We start from the raw sequence: 22,894 nt of genomic DNA on the forward strand, positions 1-22,894 counted from the left end.
ACCGCCTACCTCAGCGACGAAGAACCCGTGGAACTTGGCTCACGGCAGGCCGCCATGTCCTGACGCCCCTGCCGCCCAACCAGGGTGAGCGGGCGACGGCGGGACCTCCCCGCCGTCGCCCGCTCACTTTTGCGTGGGTCACGTACTCATACATTGATGCCCATCAATATCAGGGCATAATGGGTACATGAACCTGCTGCGCGTACTTGAACCGGCTACGGACGAAGCCTGCTGCACACCGGCAGGCCAGCCCGCTCTGGGCGCCGAGGAGGCCCGGCAGAAAGCCCTGGTCTTCAAAGCACTGGCCGATCCCAACCGGCTCCGCCTGCTCTCCATGGTCAAGGCCGAGGCGTCCGGCGAGGCCTGCGTGTGCGACCTGTCCGGACCGCTCGACCTGGGCCAGCCAACGGTCTCCCACCACCTGAAGATTCTGGTGGAGGCCGGGCTGCTGCACCGGGAAAAGCGTGGAACCTGGGCCTATTACTCTTTGGTTCCCGGCGCTTTGGAGGAGACAGCCGGGGTCCTGGCCGCGCTGTGACCCCGCACCGGAACGGGATGGATCCGGCCAAGGAAACAATCCTGGCCGGCTACAGCCGTGACCGGCACGACCTCGAGAGGTGGCTGAAGGACGCGGGCGCTGCGGACCTTCGCAGAAGGAGTGACGGCACCCGGTGGACCAACGAGGAACTGCTGTTCCATATGGTTTTCGGTTACATGGTGGTCCGCGCCTTGCTCCCGATGGTCCACGTCATCAGCAGGCTCCCCGTGCCTGTTGGTAAAGCCTTTGCAGCCCTCCTGAACGCCGGAACACGGCCTTTCGACTTCGTGAACTATTGGGGGTCCCGCGGCGCGGCCATGATCTACAACAGGCAACGGATGGGCCGGAAACTCGAGAAGACCATCACCGCGATAACCCGCCGCCTTCACCGGGAGGACGCCCGAAGCCTGGCCCGGACCATGCCGTTTCCCGACCGCTGGGACCCGTTCTTCGCCCCGACGATGTCGCTCAAGGACGTCTACGCCTACCCGGCACGTCACTTCGATTTCCACGCCCGGCAGCTGTCCTTGAGGCAGCCGCTCCGTTAGCGGACCGTGGCGCCGCTCCGGGCGGAGGCCAGCATCACGAGCTCTTCACGTGTGGGCAGGCCCTCCCAGTCTCCGGCGGTGCTGACGGCGAAGGCTCCCATCACCGTTCCGCGGTGCAGGCGCCCGGCAATGTCCTCGCCGTCGAGCAGTGCGGAGAGGTAGCCGGCCGTGAACGCGTCCCCGGCGCCGACGGTGTCGATACTGGTCACTGCCACGGCGGGCGACTCGAACCGCCCGGCGGCCGTGTGGACGCCGGCGCCGTGGGCGCCCCGCTTGACCACAACTTCGGTGACCCCGCGGCCAAGGAGTTCTTCGGCAAGTGCGGTTTCGGCGTCGTCGGACATTCCGCTGCCCAAGGCGGCGGACGCCACGAGGTCAAGTTCGTCGTCGGACGCTATGAGGATGTCGGCGTGACGGACGACGGGCGCCAGCACGGCGCGTGCCTCATCCCGGGTCCACAGCTTGCTGCGGTAATTAACGTCGAGGGAGACCACCATGCCCTCTGCCGCGGCCCGCTCGGCGGCGTATTCCAGTGCCGCCCGGGCTTCCGTGCCGAGGGCGGCGGTGATGCCGGTCAGGTGCAGGACGCGGGCGCCGGCGGTCAGGGCGTGGTCCACGTCGTCCCGGCGGAGGGTGGAGCCCGCGGAGCCGGCGCGGTAGTAGAACGCCCGGGTCAGGTCGGCGGTCCGCTGCTCGAGGAACATCACGCCCGTGCTGCGCGACGGATCCAGCCGGTGCCTTACCTGGATTCCCTCGGCACGAAGTTGCCGCAGGATGAATTCGCCGTGCGGATCCGCACCAACAACGCCGGCCCAGCCGACGCTGTGGCCCAGGCGGGCGGCCCCCACAGCCACATTCGATTCGGCTCCGGCCACGTGCATGGCCAGGCTGCCTCCCGCGGACAGCGGGCCGGCTGAGCGCAGGGAGACCATGGACTCACCGAACGTCAGGAGGTCGACGGCGGTGCTCACCTTGCGTCCGCCGCGGCCGCGCCGGCGGATCGCCGTCCGAACGCCGCTGCCAGGTCCACGAACGCGCGGGCGCGCTCACGCATTGGGGCGAGGTCTCCCCCGGAACCGGCGTTGCCGAACAGCGGTCCCCCGAGCCCGACGGCGATCGCACCGGTTTCCCAATAACCTGCGGCTTCGTCAAGGCCCACTCCGCCCACCGGAATAAACGGGATCCCGGGGAAGGGATCCCGCAGCGCCTTGAGGTAGCCGGGGCCGCCGATGGATGCGGGGAAGAGCTTGACCGCCGTGGCGCCGCGGTTCATGGCCTCGTACGCCTCACTCGGGGTCAGGGCACCGGCCAGCACCGGGATCCCGAGGCGCGCGGACTCCGCGATTGATGCCGCCAGCGCCGGGGTCACCATAAACTGGCCGCCGGCCCGGGCAACCTTCTCCACGTCCTCCGCTGTCAGCACTGTTCCGCCGCCCACGAAGCAGCCCTCCGGCGCCGCCGTCCGGACCTCGCGGATCGCGTCGAAGGCGCCGGGCGTCGTCAGGGCGATCTCGACGAACCGGAAACCCTCCTCCATCGCGGCGATGGCGGCCTTCGCGGCAGCACCGCCGCCGGTGCCGCGGACGATTGCCACCAGCCGGGCCTCTTTGATTCCGGCCAGCAGGCCGCCGGGGGTAACACTGTCAGTCATGTTGTTCACCATTCTGCGAAGGCTCCGTCCGGGTGGCGCCAGACCGGTCCGCGCCAGGCGTGGCCGCGTTTGTCCGCCGCCCGGACAACCGCTTCATCGATTTCGATGCCGAGGCCGGGGCCGGTCAGACGTTCAATATGGCCGTTGACGAACTTCAGCGGACTCTTGTCCACCACGTAATCCAGGACTTCGGCGCCCTGGTTGTAGTGGATGCCGATGCTCTGCTCCTGGATCAGGAAGTTGGGCGTCGCGAAGCCCACCTGCAGGCACGCGGCGAGGGCAAGGGGTCCAAGCGGGCAGTGCGGGGCCAGTTGGACGTCGTAGATCTCGGCCAGGGAGGCGATCTTGCGGACCTCGGTGATGCCGCCGGCGTGCGAGAGGTCCGGCTGCGCCACGGCGATTCCGGCCTGCAGTGCCGGCAGGAATTCCTGCCGGCTGTAGAGCCGCTCACCCGTGGAGACCGGAGTGGTGGTGGATGAGGTGAATTCGCGCAGCAAGTGCGTGTTTTCCGGGACCACGGGCTCCTCGAGGAAGAACGGCCGGTACGGTTCCAGCAACGGCGCCACGCGACGGGCGTTGGCCAGGCTGAAGCGGCCATGGAAGTCCACCGCGACGTCGCCGTGGTCTCCCAGGACTTCGCGCGCCGCGGCAACCCGGCGGATGACGCCGTCGATCTCTGCCACCGAGGCCACCGGGCTCATCCGGCCGCTGGCGTTCATTTTCACGGCGGTCAGGCCTACGTCGAGCTGGGCGCTGATCTGGTCCGCCACCTCGTTGGGTTCGTCCCCGCCCACCCAGCCGTACATCCGGATGCGGTCCCGGACGTGGCCGCCCAGGAGCTGGTGCACGGGGGTGTTGAAGTGCTTGCCCGCAATATCCCATAATGCCTGGTCCAGCCCGGATACGGCGCTGGCGAGGATGGGTCCACCCCGGTAGAAGGAGCCCTTGGTCATGACCTGCCAGTGGTCCTCGATGCGGAGGGCATCGTTGCCGATGAGCAGCTCCGAGAGCTGTTCAACGGCGGTGCGCACGGTTTCGCTGCGCCCTTCGCAGGTTGCCTCGCCCCAGCCGACGATGCCGCTCTCGGTTTCGATCCGGACAAAAAGCCACCGCGGGGCGACGAGGAAGGTTTCGATCCTGCTGATGCGTGTCATGCCGGCCTAGCCTTTGGTAGCGCCGGCGGTCATGCCGGAGACGATGTACTTCTGCGTAAAGAGCGCAATGATCATGATGGGAACGGTCACCACGGTGGCGGCCGCCATCAGGCCGCCCCAGTCGATGCTGGCGTAGGAGACGAAGTCGAAGATGGCCACGGGGAGCGTCTTGGTCTTGGACCCGGACAGCACCAGGGCGAACATGAAGTTGTTCCACGAGAAGATGAAGGACAGGATGCCGGCGGTGGCCATGCCGGCCACGGACAGCGGCAGCGTGATGCGGCGGAACGCGCCGATCGGGGTTAGTCCGTCCACCTGCGCCGATTCCTCCAGTTCCAGCGGAAGGGAATCGAAGTAGCTCATCATGATGTACACAATCAGCGGCAGCGCCACGAACATGTGGCTGAGGATCAGCACCTCGAAGCCGCCCACCATCCGCAGGTTGGAGAAGACGTAGTACCAGGGCACCAGCAGCGAGACGCCCGGGATGACACGGGCCATCAGCACCACCAGGGCTGATCGGTGCATGGTGAACCGGCTCATGGCGTATGCGGCGGGGACCCCCAGCACCAGCGAGAGCACCGTGGAGACGAACGCCACCCAGAAGCTGTTGAAGATGAAGACGAAGTAGTTGTTGCGCTGCAGGACGTTCGCGTAGTTCTCGCCCGTGGGGGTGAAGATGATGGATTTGGCGGAGTCGTAGATGTCCACGTTGGTTTTGAAGGACGCCATCAGCATCCAGGCCAGCGGCGCGAGAAGGAACAGCACCACGGCGATCAGGGCGACCACCCGGAAGACCTTGTAGGCGCGGGTGGCAAGGGGCTTACGGCGGCGGCGGACCGGCTGGGAAGGCCTGGCCGACGTCGGGTTCCCTGTGTTTTCGGCGTTTTCGTTGACGACGGTCATTTGCTTACCGCTTTCTTGCGCATGGTCAGCAGCCACATGGAACCGATGATGATCATAAAGAACAGGATCAGCACCGCGGAGGACAGCCCGTACTGGTTGTAGTCGAAGCTCAGCCCGTAGGCGTAGACGTTCAGGGTTTCCACTTCATGGAAGGACCCGCCGCCCTTGCCTTTGGTGGCGTACAGGATGTCGAAGGTTTTCAGGGCGTCGATCCCCCGGAGCAGGATGGCCACGATGACGGTGGGCATCATCAGGGGCAGCGTGATGTAGAAGAAGCGCTGGAAGGAGTTGGCCCCGTCCACGCGTGCCGCCTCGTCCGGTTCCTCGGACAGGGAGGTCAGGCCGGCCAGCAGGATCAGGACCACCATGGGGGTCCACTGCCAGACGTCCATAAAGATGGTGGTGCCCAACGCCGTGTCCTGGCCGGACAGCCAGGGCTGGGCGGGGATGCCCACCATGCCCAGGAGCTGGTTGACGAACCCGATATTGGGATCGAAGATCAGCCTGAACATCATGCCCACAGCAACCGGGGTGGCGACGAGCGGCAGCAGGATGGCCACGCGGACCCATTTTTCGCCGCGGAACGGCCGCCACAGCAGCAGGGCGATGCCCATGCCCAGGACCACTTCGCAGACCAGGGCAATGCCGGTAAAGGTGAGGGTGCGGCCCACCGCGGGCCAGAAGCGTTCCACGTCGGACAGGACCGTCATGTAGTTTTCCAGGCCAATGAACTCGGTGGCGGCACGGACTGAACCCTGGGAATCGGTGAGGCTCAGGTACAGCGTCCAGGCCAGAGGGAAGGCGATGAGGACGGCTACGAAAGCCATCGCCGGGGCTGCGAAGAGCCACTTCCGGTGCGTATTGGTCCAGTCAGAGAATTTTTCGCGGCCGTTCGGGGCACGCCCGGCATTCCGCGCTGCGCTGCGGGGAGAGGTCGTTACAGACATGGTTCACCTAAAAAGTTGGAGGGTGAAGAGTGGCCGGGGCGGGACGGCAGCAGCACTGCCATCCCGCCCGGGCAAAGGGGGCGCCGGGGACAATTGGCCGGACCGGCGCCCCGGGTGCGGTACTACTTTTCGCTGTCCAGGAACTTCTGGAAGGCTTCGTGTGCCGTCTCCGCAGCTGCGGCAGCGTCGGCCCCGGTGATGCTTGCAACGATCGGCTCGCCCACGATCTCGCGGGCCTTACCGACGGTGACCACCTCGGGACGGTCGTGTCCCACACCGTTCTTGGCGCTGGCGGCAATGGCTTCGGCCAGGTCCTTCGGGTACGTGGACGTGCCCTCGGGGTTGGACCAGACGGAGGCACGGGGTCCGGGGACGCCGGCCTTCTGTGCAGCCAGCGTGCGTTCCTTGCCCGTTGCCCACTGAATGAACTTCCAGGCGTTGTCCTGGTTGCCCGAAGCCTCGTTCACGGCCAGGCCCCAGGAGGGGATGTTGTACGGCTTGGAACCGGCAGGGCCGGCCGGCAGTGCGGCGAAGCCGACCTTATCGGCAACCTTGGACTTGGCCGGGTCGGTGGCGTTCTTGTAGAGCGAGTCCGCCTCTGTGTAGAAGGCGGCCTGGCCCTGCGTGAAGATGGCCATCGCCTCGGGCCAGCTCATGTCCGTGCTGACGTTGGCAGGGCCGTAGTTCTTGATCAGGCCGCCATAGTAGGCGTAGGCCTCTTTCGCTTCGGCCGAATTGACCGTGGACTTTCCGCTGGCATCCATGAAGTCGCCGCCGAAGCTGAAGAGGAAGCTCGAGAACTGGGTAACAGCGGCGGACTTGCCGGTGCGGGCCACAAAGCCTGCGGTGCCCGGGTTGGATTCCTTGATGGCCTTGGCTGCTGCTTCAAGCTCTTCCATGGTCTTGGGCACCTCGAGGCCGGCGGCCTGCAGCAGGTCCTTGCGGTAATAGAGGACTTCGCGCTCGGTGATGATCGGGACGCCAACCACCTTGCCGTCAGCCGTGGTGGCCTTGACGGGGCCCTCCTGGAAGTCCTTCCAGTCCCAGCCCGAATCCGATGAAACCTTTTCGGTCAGGTCCGCGAGGTAGCCGTTCTTCGCGAATGCCTTGCCCTCCTGGAGCGGGCGGTACATCATCACGTCGATCTCGTCGCTGCCGGCGTTGAGCTTGACGTTGTACTGGTCGGAGAGCTGGTCCTCGCCGAGCTGGGTCAGTTCCACCTTCAGCCCGGTGGAGCTCTCGAACTCGGGGATTGCTGCCTTAATGCCCTCGGTCCAGACGTGGTTGGCCAGCGTCACCCTGACCGTGCCCGATTCCTTGGCGTCGCTGCTGCCGCTGCCGCCGCAGGCAGTCAGGCCCATGGAAAGTGCCGCAGCGACTGCCGCGTACTTCATTACTGAACGTCGCTTCATGACGACTCCCTTGTTTTCTGGCTGACGTCGGTGTGCAGCCGGTCACAAATGCATCTTTACATCTGCTCTGGGGAAGATCATAGGTAAATAAGGCAGACTTAAACAACCCTTTTTGCTACACCGTATGATTTATTCATGAAAACCCCACAGGCGGAGTCCCCGATCGACCGGCATGCCTCGTTGGTCCAGAGCCTGGGACTCGCCATCGCCGAGGGTTCCCTGGCACCGAATTCGGTGGTGCGCCTGGACGAGCTTGAGACGCAGCACAACGTCTCCCGCTCGGTAGTCCGCGAGGCCGCCCGCGTGCTTTCCTCAAAGGGCATGCTGGCATCGCGCCGGCGCTTCGGCACGGTGGTGCAGCCCGAAGCGGCCTGGAATCTGTATGACCCGGAGGTCATCCGCTGGCGGCTCGCCTCATCCCGGCGGCTGGAGCAGCTGCAGGCCCTGAACGAGCTCCGCGGTGCCATCGAGCCGCAGGCAGCCCGGCTCGCCGCCGAACGCGCCTCCTGGGATGCGGGCAGCGACCTGGTCCACCTTGCGGCGCGGCTGTGGGCCGCCGGCCAGCGGGGAGACCAGGACGAATTCCTGCGCCTGGACGTCGCGTTCCACGCCGCGGTGCTCAAAGCATCAGGCAACGCCATGTTTGCCCAGCTTCTCAATCTTGTGGCCGAGGTCCTCACCGGCAGGGCCGAGCACGGCCTGATGCCGCACCTTCCGGATCATGAGGCCCTGCAGCTGCACGTTGACGTGGCCAGCGCCATTCAGCGCGGCGAGGCTGCCGCGGCGCATGCGGCGATGAGCCGGATCGTCCAGCAGTTCGCCGAAGAGGTAGGCCACATCTGGTCAGAGCATCACCCTGACACGGCGGCAAAGGCGCCCAGGCAGCGGGGAGAATCCGACGACGCCCCCCACCGGCCGCCGTCGGACTCCCTTACCCGGCCGACCGGTTAGAACGATCCCGTGGTGAACTGCCACGTGCTGCCGGCCAGGTGATTGCCGGCGAGGTCCCGGATGGCCGCGGCCCCGCCGGTAACGGTGACGGTGTATTTCGTTTTGGCGGACAGGGCCTGCTGCGGGTCCAGGACCCACTGGTTGGTGGTGCCGTTGCGGACCACGGCGGCCGGAACCACTGCGCCGGTGCCGGCGTTTTTTACTACGAAAGTGGAGGTGCCCACGCCCAGGACAGCCTCGTTGAAGGTGACCGTGATGTTGTTGTTGCGGCGGACCAGGATGGCGTTGCTGCCGGGCGTGTAGCCGGTGACTACCGGCGCCGGGCCGGTGGTGAACGTCCAGCCCGTGGTGGCGAGCGGTGTGCCCGCAGCGTCGCGGATGGCGGTGGCACCACCGGTCAGCGTTGCCGTGAATTTCCCGTCGGCGGCCAGGCTCGCAGCCGGGTTGAGGGTGGCCGTCCTGGTGGTGGCGTTGTAGCTGACTGTTGCGGGGATGGCGGTTCCGGCGGCGTTCCGGAGCACAAACGTCCCGGCGCCGACGCCCTGGACCGGGGCGCTGAAGGTGGCGGTCACGTTACTGCCCTGCGGTACTGACGTTGCGCCTGCTGCCGGCGTTTTGGCAGTCACCGTGGGAGCGGGAGCCGGTGCGGGAGCGGGAGCGGGTGCGGGTGCAACGGGCGCCGCGGCCGAATACAGGAGCCTGTTGGGCGTGCCGGCCGCGGCACCGCTGATGACCCCGGCGGTGGCGTTCGATGCCAGCGCCGAGGCCACCTGCGCGGGGGTGAGTCCGGGGCTTTGGGAGAGCAGGACCGCCGCGGCGCCGGCAACATGCGGCGTGGCCATCGAGGTGCCGGACATGGATGCGGTGGCCGTGGTGGAGGTGTACGCCGCGGACACGATCCCTACGCCGGGTGCGTAGAGGTCCACGCAGGAGCCGAAGTTGGAGAAGGACGCCTGGCGGTCGGCGGAATCGCTCGCTGCCACGGTGACCGCTGCGGGAAGCCGTGCGGGCGAACTGCCGCAGGCCTCTGCGGCGGAGTTGCCGGCGGCAACCAGGGCAGTGACGCCGTCGTTGATTACCGCCTGGAGAGCGGCATCCACCGCCGGGCTGGCCGGTCCGCCCACACTCAGGTTGGCCACGGCCGGGGTCCCGGCGGCGTGGTGGGCCACGATCCAGTCCAGGCCGGCCACCACGTCCGAGTTGTAGCCGGAGCCGGTGCAGTCGAGGACGCGCACGGGAACGATCGTTGCGCCCTTGGCCACGCCGTACGTGGACCCGGCCACTGTTCCTGCCACATGCGTGCCGTGGCCGTTGCAGTCCCCCGAGCCCCTGCCGTCCGCCACGGCACTCCACCCCGCGGTGATGCGGCCGGAAAACTGGGCATGGGAGGCCAGCACGCCGGTGTCCACCACGTACGCACTGACCCCCGCGCCTGCTGCCGTCCAGCTATAGGAACCGGACAGCGGCAGGGCCCGCTGGTCCGAGCGGTCCAGCCCCCACGGTGCGGGCTGCTGCGATTCGGAAACCGCGACGGGCGCGTCCACTTCCACGGAGGCGACATCCGCCGCCCGGGACAGCGCCGCCGCCTGCGCCGCTGTTGCGGTCACCGCGGCGCCGCGGACTGCGTGCGAAAAGGAGCGTCCGACGGCGATGCCCTGGGACGTGAGCCGGCCCACCGCCGCGGGGACATCGGTGCCGGGGGCGTAGCGGACCAGATAGCGGGCGGCCGCCTCGTTGGTGTCTCCTTTCCTGTCCGCCGCGGCTGCCGGCAGCGCGGGAACCGCAAGGACCGCGGCGATGATCAGCGTCGAGGCGGCGGGCAGCACAAAACGGAGGGTGCGCATGGGGAGTTCCTAGCGTGGCGGTGCGGGCTGATGAGGGGCGGAAGGTCCCTGCCCCCACATCAGGGTAGGAGCCCACGCCGGGCCATGGCGGGAACTCAGCAGATCCTGCGCCAACCCTTGGCCGGCTGCGGAAAACCGTGGGTTTACCGGGGCTGCGCCGCTTCAGTCCTCCGTGGGCGTGGTGCGGTTCGAGTGGTAGGAACGCCAGGTGTGTTCGGGCTCGAATCCCAGCAGGCGCCGGGCTTTGTCGATGGACAGCATGGTCTCGTGCTCGCCGAGTTCCTTCGTTACCTTGACGTTGGGGAACACCTCCGCCGCGAGGCCGGCACTGGAACGGGACATCACGGTATCGGCGTTCGCAATGATGAACGCCTCGAAGCCCGGCCGGCCGTGTTCGAGGGCGCGTGCTACGGCCTGCGCCCCGTCGCGTCCGTCGATGTAGCCCCACAGGTTGAATTTTCGCGCCCGGGCGTCTGCGTCGAACTGCGGGAACCGTTCGTAATCGTCCGGGTCCATCACGTTGGAGAACCGCAGGCCGGTGATGCTCAGCTCCGGGTCCCAGCGGGTGAACTGGATGGCCATCTGCTCCTCGAGGTGCTTGACCAGCGAGTACGTGCTTTCGGGCCGGGCCGCGTATTCCTCGTCCACCGGGATGTAGGGAGGGTCGGCGTCGAACGGGAGTCCCAGCACCGTCTCGCTGGAGGCGTACACCACCTTTTTGATGCCGGCCCGCCGCACGGCCTGGAAAACGTTGTAGGTGGAGAGCATGTTGTTTTCGAACGTGGCGGCCTCGGGTGCCATCCCGGGTGCGGGAATGGCACCGAGGTGGACCACGGCGTCGAAGTCCCTGAGCCTGTCATCGAGGCCAAGCAGGGCATCCATGACCTGCCCGTAGTCCCGCAGGTCCACCCGGGTCATGAGGTGGCTCCGCTCCCCGGAAGAGGCTACTTTATCCAGGGTGAGGACCTGATGGCCGTCATCGGTGAGCCTGCGGACCACATGGCGCCCGAGTTTTCCGCTCCCGCCGGTGACCGCAATCCTCATGGGGTCACTCCGGCTGCCAGGAACTTTTCGACGGCGGCGATCGCACGCTTGGTGATCTCCCCCGGGTCACCGCTGCCGTCCACGGAGACCACCATGCCCCGGCCGGCATAGACCGCCACCACCTCATGGGTTTCCCGGTGGTAAAGGTCCAGCCTGCGCCGGAAGACCTCCAGGGTGTCGTCCTTACGGCCCTGCTCCTTGGCGCGCCGGAGCATCCGCTGTTCCAGTTCGGAATCCTGGGCGCGGAGTTCCACCACGGCGTCGAGGCGGTGGCCCTGCGAAGCCAGCATGTTGTCCAGTTCCATGACCTGGGGCGCGGTCCGGGGGTACCCGTCCAGCAGAAAGCCCGGCTGGACATCGGCGTCGAGGAGCCGATCCTTGACCAGCGCATTGGTGAGGTGATCCGGCACAAAAGCACCGTCGTCGAGATACCTTGCGGCTTCCAGCCCCAGCGGTGTTTCCTCGCTGACGTTGGTCCGGAAGATTTCGCCCGTGGAGACGGTGGGGACGCCGAAGTGCCTGGCGATGTGTTCCGCCTGCGTGCCCTTGCCGGATCCGGGCGGCCCGATGATGAGCAGTCTGGTCATGTCCTGTCCCTCCGCGGCGCCGTCGCCGGCTGGTTTCGGGTCCACCGCCCGCAGCGGCCAACGTGAGCTACATTCTGCCCACAAGTGGCAACGCAACGCCAGAGGCAGCCCGCCGTGCCACGGCGCGAAATGTGGCATTTGAAATACTCAGGCCTGTATATACTTCTGGTTACCGGTTTAGCAGCAGGCCGTTGGACAGTTCGTCGATCCAGCGATCGCCGCCACCCTCATGCCTCACGGGCAGATTGTGCGGGGCATTGCCGGGTCGTTTTGACCTGAGCGAATGGCACTAAGAACCGTGGCCAGCGAGTCAACAGCAAATACAGCTACATCAATCACTGATCACCTGCACGAAGAACTCCTCAACAGCTCCGACGTTGAGGAGTTCCTTGACGAACTCGCGCGCGTCTCCGCGCGCAACCTCTCCGGGTCCGGAGACGAGGTTCTCTGCAGCATCACCCTGCTGCGGCAGCGCAAGGCGGCAACCGTCGCCAGCAGCGGCGCAGCTGCCCAATCCATCAGCCAGATTGAATGCCAGTCCATTGACAGCCCGGGCATGGCAGCCTCCGTGGACCAGCTGACCGTCCACGTTCCCGATCTGCGGGAAGAGGGCCGCTGGCCTGAGTACACCGAAGCGGTGCTGGGTCACGGCATCCTCTCGGTCCTGGCCATCCCCTTCCAGCTGGAAGGCGAAACCAAAGCGACCCTGCTGTTGTATTCACACCGGAGCGGCCGGTTTGAGGGCCGCATCCTGGAAACCGCCGAGGATTTTGTCCGGCAGACATCCCTCGCCCTGCGGCTGGCGGTGCGGTTCGCGCATTACAGCGAAACCGCTGCCCACCTGCGTGCCACCCTCAAAACCCGTACCGTCATCGACATGGCTGTGGGGATCATCATGGCCCAGAACCGCTGCAGCCAGCAGGAGGCCTTCGAGCTCCTCAAGGCCGCCTCAAGTACCCGCAATTCCAAGCTTCGGAACGTCGCTGCCGCCGTGGTGAACGCCCTCGGCCAAGGTCCCGCCGAGACCCACTACGACGGGTAGCGCCGGGGCGGACCGGAGCAGCCCGGCGTCAGGGCGCGTCGCCGACGTCGGGGGGCCGCCCGGTTTTCCGCTGAATTCGACGCCAGCTACACCTGGTCATAGACAAGCTCTGTCCCGCTGACGCGCACACCGGACGTTAGCCGGTGTGGTGCCAGTTTTCCGCCGGGCATCAGGTGCAGGACGCTAACCCCATCGAGCAGGACGGCATGATCGGAGATCAGCCGCCGATGGCACCGCCACCACACGGTCTCGCTGCACATAATGGCGGTGGACTGTTCTCCAGCCTGTGCCAGCAGTTCGCTGAGGGCCAGCGAAAACTCCGGGGTCCGCATGTACGCTGCGTAGGCCCTGAAGGAGTCATTGCGCAATGCCACATCCGGCGAATCCTGCGGCAGCTTCCGGAACCCGCCCAGCCGCTTCTCCCAGCGGTAGGCCACCCCGGCCGCAGGCAGCCATTCTCCCAACAGGTCCTTGCCAAAATGCGGGAACTTCCGGCTGCCGGGGGCGATCCGGACATCCACCAGGGATTGGATTCCTGCTGCGGCCAGCATCCCGGCGAACTGCTCCTGGCCGGCCGTTCCGTGGCCCACTGTCAGTAACGTGTGGTCTGCGGAATGTGTCATGGTAGCGATTCTCCATCACCCCAGCCCGTACACTGGTCTCAAGCTGGCTCTGGGGGCTTTATGGAAACTCAACGCGTCTGCCTCGTCATCGAGGACAACTACGATATCCGCGGGCTGATCACCGTGGTACTCACCCGCGCGGGCTTTGACGTGCGCGCCGTTGCGAGCGGCGCCGAGGGCATCGCCGCGGCAGCGGACCCCTCCGTGGCACTCATCACCCTGGATCTTGGCCTGCCGGACATGGACGGCCATGTGGTTGCCCGGGCCATCCGCGCCCTCAGCGATGCTCCGCTGCTGTTCCTCACCGCCCGGTCCGAAGAGGATGACTACCTGGCCGGAATGGCGTCCGGGGCTGCCGCTTACCTGACCAAACCGTTCCACCCCAAGGAATTGCGGGAACTGGCACTGCGGCTCTGCCCGGCAACCGCGCCGGCGCCTGCGCCGTCAAGCGCGCCAGCACCCGGCAGCCAGGACTCTCCCGCCCAGTCCCGGTAGCCCGCGGACCCGGTAGCCGGCGAGCGCGGTAGCCGCAAGCTCGGCCTCAAGGCGGCGCTGTATCACGGCGGCCACTACGTCTTTCCGCTCTTACGCGCTTTCACAGGCTGGGCACATCTCCGGCAAATCCCTGCGCTAGCTTGGCTGCCTAGAACTGAGGAATGACTCCTCTCAAGAACACTAAACGCCAAGGCAGCCGCATACGGCGCGCCGTCGTCGCGGGGGCAGTTGCCCTCACGCTGTCCGCGGGAGGCGCCACGGCCTGGGCGCTGGACCGCTTCGTGGTCCAGCACGTGGAAATCTCCGACGTCTCCGCATATGAGGCCAGCCAACTGGGCACCAGCCAATCCGGTTCGGGCCAGGGCACGACGGCGGGCACAGCAGCCGGGTCGGCCACCGCGGTCACCACCGACACTTCCTATTCTTCCGACAGCTCCGAGATCAATATCTCCACGGTGACCACCGGCAGCGGTGACAGCACCGTCACCTACTACGTTGCCGACGTCGTTCTTGACGATGCCACCGCGCTTCAGTCCGCCTTCGCCGAGAACAGTTTCGGCGAGAACATCACCGAAACCACGTCGGCAATCGCGGAGGCCAACAACGCGGTCTTCGCGATCAACGGCGACTACTACGGGTTCCGCGACACCGGCATTGTGATCCGCAACGGCGTGGTGTTCCGCGACGAGGGTGCTCGCCAGGGCCTCGCCTTCTACCGCGACGGCACCGTCAAGGTCTACGACGAAACCGCCACCACCGCCGAGCAGCTTGTGGCGGACGGCGTCTGGAACACACTCTCCTTCGGACCGTCCCTGCTGGACAACGGCGAGGTGGCCGAGGGCATCGAGGACGTGGAAGTGGACACCAATTTCGGCAACCACTCGATCCAGGGCGAACAGCCGCGCACCGCCGTCGGGATTATCGACGCCAACCACCTGGTGTTTGTGGTGGTGGACGGCCGCAGCCCCGGCTACAGCGCCGGCGTCACCCTGACGGGGCTGGCGGAAATCATGCAGGGCCTCGGAGCCACCACGGCGTACAACCTCGACGGCGGCGGCTCGTCCACCATGTACTTCAACGGTTCCCTGGTGAACAACCCGCTGGGCGCGAACAAGGAACGCGGCACCTCAGACATCCTGTACATCGCGGGATAGGCGGGTAGCGATGATCATCCTGATCCCGGCGTACGAGCCGGACCACCAGCTTCCCGCCCTGATCCGTGCCATCCGCGACGCCGAGCCGGCTGTGGCGGTGGTGGTGGTTGATGACGGCAGCGGGCCCGCGTACAAGGACGTGTTCGACGCCGTCAGGAAGCTCGGGTGCCACGTCATCGGGTACACCCGGAACCGGGGAAAGGGCTTCGCGCTGAAAACCGGATTCGGGTTCATCGCGGACCATCTCGCCGGCCAGGACGTTGTCTGCGCGGACAGCGACGGCCAGCACACCATCGTGGACATCCTGCGTGTGGCGGCCGGGGTGGCCTCCGGCGGCGGACCAGGCGGCGGAGCGCCGGCCATGGTGCTGGGAACCCGGAACTTCACCGGAAACGTTCCGGCACGCAGCAGGTTCGGCAATGCGGCCACCCGCCTGCTGTTCCGGCTGGCCACCGGCGAGCGGATTACCGACACCCAGACAGGCCTGCGCGGCTACCCGGCGGCCATGCTCCCGTGGCTGCGCTCCGTCCGCGGCGAACGCTACGAATACGAGCTGAACCTGCTGCTGGAAGCGAAACAGGCAGGCTGCGCCATCCGTACCGTGGACATCGCCACCGTCTACCTTGACCACAATTCCGGGTCCCACTTCCGGCCGGTGGCGGACTCGGTCCGCATTTACGCTCCCCTGCTGAAGTTCCTGGCGTCCTCCTTTTCGGCCTTCCTCATGGACACTGTGGTGTTCCTGCTCCTCACCCTCGTCACCGACTCGCTGCTGGTTGCGGTGTTGGGTGCCCGGGCTGTCAGTTCTGCCGTCAACTTCCTGGTGAACCGGCGGCTGGTGTTCAATCACGGCCGCGACAGGCCGGTCTCCGCCGCCGGGCTGCGCTACTTCAGCCTGGTGGCGGTTCTGCTCGCCGCCAACTACGGATTGCTTTCTGTCCTCGGTGCGCTGTCTGTTGCTGCACTGCCGGCCAAAGTCCTCACTGAAATCGTGCTCCTGACCGTCAGCTACGCGATGCAGCAGCGGTACCTCTTTTCGGCGAACCCAGTTGATCTTTCACGGCAGACTGCCGACGATCAGACTTCTGTGGAGGTCACTTCCGGACGGGCCGTCCTGTGACCTAACCTGCAGTGCCCATCTTCCCGGCGTAGGACGTGGCCTGTCTGCGGACCTGGTCCACATAGGAATCGGACTGGTTGTAGGAGTAGACGGCCCCGGTCCAGCCGTTCGCGGTGGTGAGGTCACGTCCGCGAGCGCACAAGTAGCCTGCCGCACTGAGGGCGGCATCGTCGATGTTGAAGGGATCCGCTGTTCCGTCGCCGTTCCCGTCCCGTCCCGCAAGCTCCCAGGTAGAGGGAATGAACTGCATGGGTCCGACGGCACGGTCCCAGCGGGCGTCGCCGTCCAAAGCGCCGCCGTCGGTATCAGCGATGGCGGCAAATCCGTTCCCGTCCAGGCTGGGGCCAACGAGCGGCCCGCTCGCCTGCCCTGCGGCATTCAGGCTTCCGCCGCCGTACGCTCCGTGGGCGGATTCGACGAAGCCGACCGCCGCCACCGTATTCCAGCCGATCCCACACCCCGGAGCGAAACGGCCGGCCGCATCGGCCGCGGCAACGTAGGCCCGAAGCGCACGTGCGGGAATACCCGTCTGCTCGGCGGCCCCCATGAGCCACTCGGCGTCAGCATTCCTCGTGACGTTCACGGCGGGGCTAATACCCGGGGCCGTTTCAAATACGGCCTCAGACCGGGGCGGCGGAAGGGCTCCGCCCGCCTCCGCGCCGGAGCGCTCCAGTGCCCAGAATGACACCGCCGTGACCACACAGATCGCAAACACACAGAAGACCACAAAGCGCCTTAGCCAGAGCACGCGGCTCCGCCCGGGAAGCGGGTGTCTCCGGCGGGAAACGCGGGGTCACAAGGGGCAGTCACGGGTTTGATCCTATCCACCGAAGCCGGCCGGGTCGTGCACCCGCCCCCGCAAACAGCAGGTGAACGCCCGGCCAACACTCATATTCGGGCCTGGGTTCCGTCACAGCACCTGCACAGTTTCGCCCGGGATTGTAGAGAACAGCCCACCAACAGATTCCGGAGAATCCGATGACTTCACTCATTTTCATCGCCGCAGACCTCGCGGCCATCAGCGTCCTGACCTTCATCCTCTACCTCCGCCGCCACCGGCGCCGCGACCTGGTGGTGTCCTACCTGGGCATGAACGTCGGCGTCCTGGCCGTAGCCACCGCACTGTCCGGCTCAGCCGCCGGCCTCGGCCTGGGACTCGGCCTCTTCGGCGTCCTGTCCATCATCCGGCTCCGCTCCACCGAACTCGCCCAGCACGAGGTGGCCTACTACTTCTCAGCCCTGGCGCTAGGCCTGATCGCCGGCCTCGGCATCGAACCCCTATGGCTCACCGCCTCACTGATGGGCCTGATCCTGCTGGTGATGTTCGTCGGCGACCACCCCCGCGTCCTGCCCGCCCACCGGCACCAGACCGTGATCCTGGACCGGGCCCTGACCGAGGACGGCGAGCTGCATGCACGGCTCGAGGAAGTCCTGCACGGCAAGGTCCACTCCGCCACCATCCTGGAACTCGACCTGGTCAACGACAAAACTATCGTGGACGTCCGCTACGCCTACAGCCCCGCTGCGGCCCCGGCCGCTGTGACCTACCTTCCGACGGCGGGTCCCCGCCATGCCGAGCCGGCACCTCACCTGACCCTTCCCCCGGACGAAACAGCGCCGGCGTCGTCCGCTCCTACCCACGCCTCGGCTGGTGCGGCATGAGCGCCCCGGCCGGCGCCGGCGTCGTGAGCAGCCTCCGCGGCCTGCCCGGCGTGGGACTGGAGGAACTGAACACCGAAGCGGCGCTGCAGACCAGGGTGGACCGCAAGTACGTCGTCCCCGAAGACCTGGCCCGGGAGCTCCTGGCCACGTTCGATGCCGAGGTCCGGGTCCTGGAAATGGACGGCTCCCGCTGCTTCGCCTACGACTCCGTGTACTTCGACACGGCGCAGCTGGACAGCTACCTGCTGGCCGCCCGCGGCCGCCGCCGCCGCTACAAGATCCGCACCCGGACCTATGTGGACAGCGCCATCAGCTTCCTGGAGGTTAAAACCGAAGGCGCCCGCGAGGCAACGGTGAAGGAACGCATCCCGTATGAGCTCACGGACCGCGCCCGGCTGACCGCGGAAGGCCTTGACTACGTCAATGAAACGCTCGCCGCGGCGGTTGGCGGAGCCCCCGCCGGGCCGCTCGGGCCCGTGATCGAGACCCGTTACCACCGCACAACGCTCTTCCTCCCGTTGTCCGGCAGCCGGGCCACCATCGATACGGATGTCACCTGGCAGCGGCCCGGGGAACCGGCCTGGGTGCTTGACGGTGCGGTGATTGTTGAGACCAAGTCCGGCTCGGCCGCCGGGCCCCTGGACAGGCACCTCTGGGCCGCCGGGGTCCGGCCGTCCCGGATCTCCAAGTTTGCCACCGGCATGGCGGCCCTCTGCCCCGATCTGCCAGCCAACCGCTGGAACCGCACACTCCGCCGCACCATGGCCCTCCGGCCTGCGGCCTGACCTTTCACAGACTTCCCCTAAGCTCACCGAAGGAACACACCATGAACCGCTTCCGCACCGCCCTGTCCGTCACTGCCCTCGCCCTCACCGTTGGCCTGGCCGGCTGCGCCTCCGCCGGAACGGCCGGCACCGGCTCGTCCATCACGGGCACCACATCTGCCGGCTCCTCCTCATCCACCACGTCCGGCACCGCCCAGGCCGCTGTCTCCCTGGACACCCTCGCCGCGGACACGCATTACGACGCCGATGACCTCACCTGGGATGCGGCCGCCGAAGTAGCCGTGACCCTGGCGGACGGCGCCAGCACTGTCGCCTCTGGATCGTCGTCGGACGCCGTGAAGGTCGACGGCGACACCGTCACCATCAGCGCGGCCGGCACCTACCGCCTCAGCGGGTCCCTGTCCGACGGCCAGGTGGTGGTGGCCGCCGGCGAGGAGGACGTGGTCCGGATCATCCTGGACGGCGCAGAGATCTCCAGCTCCACCGGCTCCCCGTTTGTGGTGCAGAGCGCCAACGAGGCCATCGTCTACCTGGAAGCCGGCTCGTCCAACTCATTGAGCGATGCCACCACCTACGCGGACACGGCCGAGGATGCCCCGAATGCGGCCCTGTACTCGCAGGCCGACCTGACCCTCGCCGGCTCCGGTTCGCTGAGCGTGCAGGGCAACTTCAACGACGGCATCTCCTCCAAGGACGGCCTGGTGCTGGCTGCCGGCAACGTCACCGTGGAGGCCACGGACGACGGCATCGTGGGCAAGGACTACGCGGTCCTGCTCGACGGCGCCTACCAGGTCACCGCGGGCGACGACGGCTTCAAGTCGGACAACGAGGAGGACGAAGGCCGCGGCTGGGTCCTCCTCAACGGCGGCACGTTGAACGTCAGCGCCGTGGACGACGGCATCAAGGCGTTCAACACCCTGACCATCGCGGCCGGCATCACCACCGTTGAGGAGTCGGAGGAAGGCCTGGAGGCCCAGCACATCGTGATGTCCGGCGGTACCGCCAACGTCACGGCGAACGACGACGGCGTGAACGCCTCGGGCGGGTCCACCACCTCAACTTCCGGCGCCGCGGGCGGAATGGGCGGCGGCATGGGCGGCGGCGAGATGGCTGTGGGCGACTACACAGTGGAGGTCACCGGCGGGTCACTGACCATCAATGCGCAGGGCGACGGCCTGGACTCCAACGGCAACGCCAGCATCTCCGGGGGCACCGTGGTGGTCAACGGCCCCACCAACTCCGGCAACGGCGCCCTGGACGTCAACGGTGATCTGACTGTCACCGGCGGCACCGTGGCAGCGGCCGGCAGCGTGGGCATGGTGGTCACCCCGGGCGCCTCCTCCACCCAGTCCGGTGTGCAGGTGTCCCTCGGATCAGCGGTTCCGGCGGGCACCGTGGTGCAGATCGCTGACCCGAGCGGCACCGTGGTGGCAGCCTTCGTGACAGCCAAAACGACGGCGTCGCTCGTGTTCTCCTCAGCCGCGATCACCGAAGGTGAGGACTACACCGTCTACACCGGCGGCACGGCCACGGTCAGCGCCGGACTCGGCGAAGGCTCCCTGGACGGCGCCGACCAGGCGGGAACCGTAACAGCCGGCGAATACACGGCAGCCCAGGGCCCCGGCGGCGGAGGCGGCAGCTTCGGCGGCCGCCCCTAACCCGACCCCCTTGAGACGCTCTCTCACTTAATGCGGGTTTTTGACCGACGCTGTCTCACTTTCTTGAAGAAAGTGAGAGAGCGTCGGTCGTTTTCCCGCATTAAGTGAGAGAGCGTCTGCGGCCGTATGGTTTTCTGAGACAGCTTGATGGGAGCTTTGCTTCAGATGACCACGCCCAGAAGAAAATACGATGCCGCTTTCCGTGAGGAAGCAGTGCGGCTGGTTTTGTCCACAAACCGTTCGGTGAAGCAGGTCGCTGAGGAAATCGGGGTGAAGGAGAGCACGCTGGGGAACTGGCTTCACCGGCATCGGGAACGCCAACCAAACGCCACTGTTCCTCCTGAGGACCGGGGCCCGGTGGCGTGGGATGAGCATCAGAAGGCCTTGGCCGAAAATGAGCGTTTGAGGGCCGAGGTCGAGTTCCTGGGAAAAGTCAGCGCCTTCTTTGCCGCGAAGCAAAAGTAGAGGACTTCTACGAGTTCATCGAAGCGGAGAAGGCCAACCATTCCGTGGTGTGGCTGTGCCGGGCGTTGAAGGTTTCCCGGGCCTCTTTCTACCGGTGGCGGAACCCCGCTGGGCCTTCACCGCGCGCCGTGCGGCATGAGGACCTGACCAGTGCGGTGACCGGCCTATATGAGAAGGAAGGGGGCCGTGCCGGGCGGGACCAACTGACGCTCTTGCTGAACGCGGCCGGGACCAAGGTCTCGGCCCCGACCGTCGGGGCCATCATGCGTGAGAACGGCCTGCGGGCCATCCGCACCCAGGCCTGGAAACGGACCACGGTCCAGGACCCCCAGGCCAAGACCGCCCACATCGAGAACCACATGCTCGATGAACAGGGCAAACGCGATTTCACCTCCGCCGTGCCAGGGACCCGGCTGGTCGGCGACATCACCTACCTGCGCACCGGTGAGGGCTGGCTGTATCTGGCCACCGTCATCGACCTGTTTTCCGGAATGGTCATCGGCTGGGCCATGGCCGAACACATGCGCGCCAGCCTGTGCACCGCGGCCCTGAAGATGGCCCGGAACCACGGCCGCTTCGCCGAGGATTCTGTGGTCTTCCACTCCGACCGCGGCACCCAGTACACCTCCGAGGAATTCCAGACATGGTGCGGCGCCCACGGGCTCACCCAGTCGATGGGCAAAGTCGGGGTGTGCTGGGACAACGCAGTCGCGGAGAACTTCTTCTCCCACCTTAAAACCGAGTTCTACCACCACCACCGCTTCGGCTCCCGGCTCGCTGCCCGGACCGCCGTGATGGACTACATCGAGGGCTGGTACAACCGCCGCCGGCCCAACCGCAGAGCCGGCGGCACCCCACCAGCCACCGCCCACACAAACCACCAAACCAGCGCCCAGACAACCCTGGCCGCCTAACCAACAACAACGACGACCTGTCTCAAGAACTTGACGACCGCAGTCCGGGGTGTGAGGGCAGGGCGTGTGCGGCTACAAGGTCAGTTCTTACCCCGTCGTATGGTCGTTGCTTCGCATTCGGAGGGCGACTACCAGGCCGGAGGCGGCTGTGAGTGCGGCGATGGTGGCGATGGCTGCGGGAATCCCGTACAGGTCCGCGAGCAGTCCTGCTGTGAGTGCTCCAATGGCGAAGCCGCCGTCACGCCAGAGCCGGTAGACCCCGACAGAGCGGGCCCGCCAGGCAGGGTGGGCGACGTCCCCGACGGCGGCCAGGAGGGCGGGGTAGACCATGGCCGTTCCGAGCCCGAGGAGGATGGCTGCCGCGAGCCAGGGCCAGAAACTGTGGGAGGCGGCGACTAGCGCGAGTCCCGCGGCCTGGACGCCCATGCCAGCCACGATGAACCATTTGCGGCCCCACCGGTCTGACGCGGCGCCGGTGAAGAGCTGCCCGGCGCCCCAGACCGCGGGATAAACGGCGGCCAGAATCCCTACCTGGTTCAGGCTCAGCCCGGAGCTGACGAATAAGACCGGAAAGAGGCCCCAGGCGAGGCCGTCGTTGAGGTTGTTCACCAGGCCGGCCTGGCTGATGGAGGACAAGGACCTGTCCCGGAAGCTGGTGAGCGTGAAGACGTCCCGGGTGCGCAGGCCGGCCCCTGCTCCCGCATGGACGGAGACATGGCCAGCGGCCTCGGCCTTGGCATGGTGGTGTGTCTCGCGCACTGTCAGCACGGACAGCCCCAGGCCGATGGCGATGAAGGCTGCGCCGAGCAGGAACGGCCACGGGCGAAGGCCGAAGCTTGAGGCGATGTAGCCGGTGGCCAGTGCCGTGCCGGCAACGCCGAGGTAGCCGGCGGCTTCGTTCAGTCCCATGGCCAGTCCCCGGCGTTTGGGGCCAACAAGGTCCATCTTCATCATCACGGTGGTGGACCAGGTGAGGCCCTGGCTGATGCCCAGCACCACGTTGGCGGCGACGATCAGGCCCCAGGAATCACCGAAGATCAGCAGGAACGGGACCGGGAGGGCGATGAGCCAGCCCGCCACAAGCACCGGTTTCCGGCCGTAGCGGTCCGAGAGTGTTCCGGCGAAGTAGTTGGTGGCGGCTTTGGCCACACCGAACGCAACGATGTAGGTCAGGGCGGCCGTGTACTGGCCCAGGCCAAAGACCTGGTCCGCAAGCAGAGGCAGCACGGTGCGCTCCTGGCCAAGGGTGCCGCCCACCAGGGCGTTGACTGCCACCAGCAGCATGAACTGTGCCAGGTTTTGCCGAAGCCCCAGCACGGTACCGGCTGATCCCCGGCCTTGGCGCTGGAGTGTCCTGCCCTGCATGTGGAGTGCTCCGTTCGTCGTGGGGACAA

At 66.7% G+C, this 22,894-nt stretch carries 23 protein-coding genes; 11 read left to right on the plus strand and 12 right to left on the minus strand.

Features of this window, described 5'->3' with window-relative positions:
* Positions 1-187: 187 nt before the first annotated feature.
* Entirely contained in the window at positions 188-538 is a 351-nt protein-coding gene (locus tag IDT60_RS16290; protein ID WP_191079835.1) for a helix-turn-helix transcriptional regulator, read from the plus strand.
* Positions 535-1,086: a DinB family protein gene (locus IDT60_RS16295; RefSeq protein WP_223883762.1), complete on the plus strand. Its 552-nt coding sequence runs from the start codon at positions 535-537 to the stop codon at positions 1,084-1,086. Before IDT60_RS16290 ends, IDT60_RS16295 begins: the two co-directional genes overlap by 4 nt.
* Here the strand turns inward: IDT60_RS16295 and IDT60_RS16300 are convergent.
* The 6 genes from IDT60_RS16300 to IDT60_RS16325 all read right to left on the minus strand — a co-directional run bounded on the left by IDT60_RS16300 (position 1,083) and on the right by IDT60_RS16325 (position 7,156).
* A complete protein-coding gene (locus IDT60_RS16300) occupies positions 1,083-2,057 on the minus strand; it encodes a sugar kinase (RefSeq protein WP_223883763.1) in 975 nt (324 codons plus the stop codon). The two genes, IDT60_RS16295 and IDT60_RS16300, sit on opposite strands and share 4 nt — an antisense overlap.
* Positions 2,054-2,737, minus strand: coding sequence for a bifunctional 4-hydroxy-2-oxoglutarate aldolase/2-dehydro-3-deoxy-phosphogluconate aldolase (locus IDT60_RS16305; protein WP_191079836.1), 684 nt, complete (start codon positions 2,735-2,737; stop codon positions 2,054-2,056). Before IDT60_RS16305 ends, IDT60_RS16300 begins: the two co-directional genes overlap by 4 nt.
* 5 nt (positions 2,738-2,742) lie before the next feature.
* Complete coding sequence (gene dgoD, locus IDT60_RS16310) at positions 2,743-3,891, minus strand: galactonate dehydratase (protein ID WP_164205050.1); 1,149 nt, start codon at positions 3,889-3,891, stop codon at positions 2,743-2,745.
* Positions 3,892-3,897: 6 nt separating this feature from the next.
* On the minus strand, positions 3,898-4,797 hold the full coding sequence (locus IDT60_RS16315) for a carbohydrate ABC transporter permease (protein ID WP_191079837.1): 900 nt from the start codon (positions 4,795-4,797) through the stop codon (positions 3,898-3,900).
* Complete coding sequence (locus IDT60_RS16320; RefSeq protein ID WP_223883764.1) at positions 4,794-5,744, minus strand: carbohydrate ABC transporter permease; 951 nt, start codon at positions 5,742-5,744, stop codon at positions 4,794-4,796. Before IDT60_RS16320 ends, IDT60_RS16315 begins: the two co-directional genes overlap by 4 nt.
* A 122-nt stretch (positions 5,745-5,866) precedes the next feature.
* Positions 5,867-7,156, minus strand: coding sequence for an ABC transporter substrate-binding protein (locus IDT60_RS16325; protein ID WP_191079838.1), 1,290 nt, complete (start codon positions 7,154-7,156; stop codon positions 5,867-5,869).
* A 135-nt stretch (positions 7,157-7,291) separates the two neighbouring features.
* Between IDT60_RS16325 and IDT60_RS16330 the strand changes: the two genes are divergently transcribed.
* Positions 7,292-8,107, plus strand: coding sequence for a FadR/GntR family transcriptional regulator (locus IDT60_RS16330; RefSeq protein ID WP_191079839.1), 816 nt, complete (start codon positions 7,292-7,294; stop codon positions 8,105-8,107).
* Here the strand turns inward: IDT60_RS16330 and IDT60_RS16335 are convergent.
* From IDT60_RS16335 to IDT60_RS16345, 3 genes are all read right to left on the minus strand, one after another.
* On the minus strand, positions 8,104-9,951 hold the full coding sequence (locus tag IDT60_RS16335; protein WP_223883765.1) for a S8 family serine peptidase: 1,848 nt from the start codon (positions 9,949-9,951) through the stop codon (positions 8,104-8,106). The two genes, IDT60_RS16330 and IDT60_RS16335, sit on opposite strands and share 4 nt — an antisense overlap.
* A 162-nt stretch (positions 9,952-10,113) precedes the next feature.
* Entirely contained in the window at positions 10,114-10,995 is an 882-nt protein-coding gene (locus tag IDT60_RS16340; protein ID WP_191079840.1) for an NAD(P)-dependent oxidoreductase, read from the minus strand.
* Entirely contained in the window at positions 10,992-11,582 is a 591-nt protein-coding gene (locus tag IDT60_RS16345; RefSeq protein ID WP_164205040.1) for an adenylate kinase, read from the minus strand. The genes IDT60_RS16340 and IDT60_RS16345 overlap by 4 nt, the downstream gene beginning before the upstream one ends.
* Positions 11,583-11,880: 298 nt before the next feature.
* Here IDT60_RS16345 and IDT60_RS16350 point away from each other — a divergent pair, with 298 nt between their 5' ends.
* The gene (locus IDT60_RS16350; RefSeq protein WP_191081993.1) at positions 11,881-12,624 is read left to right on the plus strand and encodes a GAF and ANTAR domain-containing protein; all 744 of its coding nucleotides are present in this window, start codon (positions 11,881-11,883) and stop codon (positions 12,622-12,624) included.
* Positions 12,625-12,710: 86 nt separating this feature from the next.
* Here the strand turns inward: IDT60_RS16350 and IDT60_RS16355 are convergent, their stop codons facing one another.
* Entirely contained in the window at positions 12,711-13,247 is a 537-nt protein-coding gene (locus tag IDT60_RS16355; protein WP_191079841.1) for a DUF488 family protein, read from the minus strand.
* Positions 13,248-13,307: 60 nt separating this feature from the next.
* On the opposite strand from IDT60_RS16355, the gene IDT60_RS16360 reads away from it, so the two are divergent.
* The 3 genes from IDT60_RS16360 to IDT60_RS16370 all read left to right on the plus strand — a co-directional run bounded on the left by IDT60_RS16360 (position 13,308) and on the right by IDT60_RS16370 (position 16,016).
* Complete coding sequence (locus IDT60_RS16360; protein WP_191079842.1) at positions 13,308-13,742, plus strand: response regulator transcription factor; 435 nt, start codon at positions 13,308-13,310, stop codon at positions 13,740-13,742.
* A gap of 161 nt (positions 13,743-13,903) precedes the next feature.
* Positions 13,904-14,896 (plus strand): phosphodiester glycosidase family protein, encoded by a 993-nt coding sequence (locus tag IDT60_RS16365; protein ID WP_164205034.1) that lies wholly within the window; start codon positions 13,904-13,906, stop codon positions 14,894-14,896.
* A gap of 10 nt (positions 14,897-14,906) precedes the next feature.
* Positions 14,907-16,016 (plus strand): GtrA family protein, encoded by a 1,110-nt coding sequence (locus tag IDT60_RS16370; RefSeq protein ID WP_191079843.1) that lies wholly within the window; start codon positions 14,907-14,909, stop codon positions 16,014-16,016.
* A 1-nt stretch (position 16,017) separates the two neighbouring features.
* On the opposite strand, the gene IDT60_RS16375 is transcribed toward IDT60_RS16370, so the two are convergent.
* Positions 16,018-16,599 (minus strand): lytic transglycosylase domain-containing protein, encoded by a 582-nt coding sequence (locus IDT60_RS16375; RefSeq protein ID WP_370590699.1) that lies wholly within the window; start codon positions 16,597-16,599, stop codon positions 16,018-16,020.
* A 395-nt stretch (positions 16,600-16,994) separates the two neighbouring features.
* Here IDT60_RS16375 and IDT60_RS16380 point away from each other — a divergent pair, with 395 nt between their 5' ends.
* The 4 genes from IDT60_RS16380 (at position 16,995) to IDT60_RS16400 (ending at position 21,500) form a co-directional block, all read left to right on the plus strand.
* A complete protein-coding gene (locus IDT60_RS16380; RefSeq protein WP_191079845.1) occupies positions 16,995-17,678 on the plus strand; it encodes a DUF4956 domain-containing protein in 684 nt (227 codons plus the stop codon).
* On the plus strand, positions 17,675-18,463 hold the full coding sequence (locus tag IDT60_RS16385) for a polyphosphate polymerase domain-containing protein (RefSeq protein ID WP_191079846.1): 789 nt from the start codon (positions 17,675-17,677) through the stop codon (positions 18,461-18,463). Before IDT60_RS16380 ends, IDT60_RS16385 begins: the two co-directional genes overlap by 4 nt.
* A 41-nt stretch (positions 18,464-18,504) precedes the next feature.
* The gene (locus tag IDT60_RS16390; RefSeq protein WP_191079847.1) at positions 18,505-20,121 is read left to right on the plus strand and encodes a carbohydrate-binding domain-containing protein; all 1,617 of its coding nucleotides are present in this window, start codon (positions 18,505-18,507) and stop codon (positions 20,119-20,121) included.
* Between the two features lie 165 nt (positions 20,122-20,286).
* Positions 20,287-21,500, plus strand: a protein-coding gene (locus IDT60_RS16400; protein WP_370590752.1) for an IS3 family transposase whose coding sequence is annotated in 2 segments (ribosomal slippage) — positions 20,287-20,548 and positions 20,548-21,500 — 1,215 coding nt in all. Because the reading frame shifts where the segments join, the coding sequence is not laid out codon by codon here.
* 87 nt (positions 21,501-21,587) lie between these two features.
* Here IDT60_RS16400 and IDT60_RS16405 read toward each other — a convergent pair.
* The gene (locus IDT60_RS16405; RefSeq protein WP_191079849.1) at positions 21,588-22,865 is read right to left on the minus strand and encodes an MFS transporter; all 1,278 of its coding nucleotides are present in this window, start codon (positions 22,863-22,865) and stop codon (positions 21,588-21,590) included.
* Positions 22,866-22,894: the final 29 nt, after the last annotated feature.

Source organism: Pseudarthrobacter sp. BIM B-2242 (assembly GCF_014764445.1).
GTDB lineage: Bacteria > Actinomycetota > Actinomycetes > Actinomycetales > Micrococcaceae > Arthrobacter > Arthrobacter luteus_A.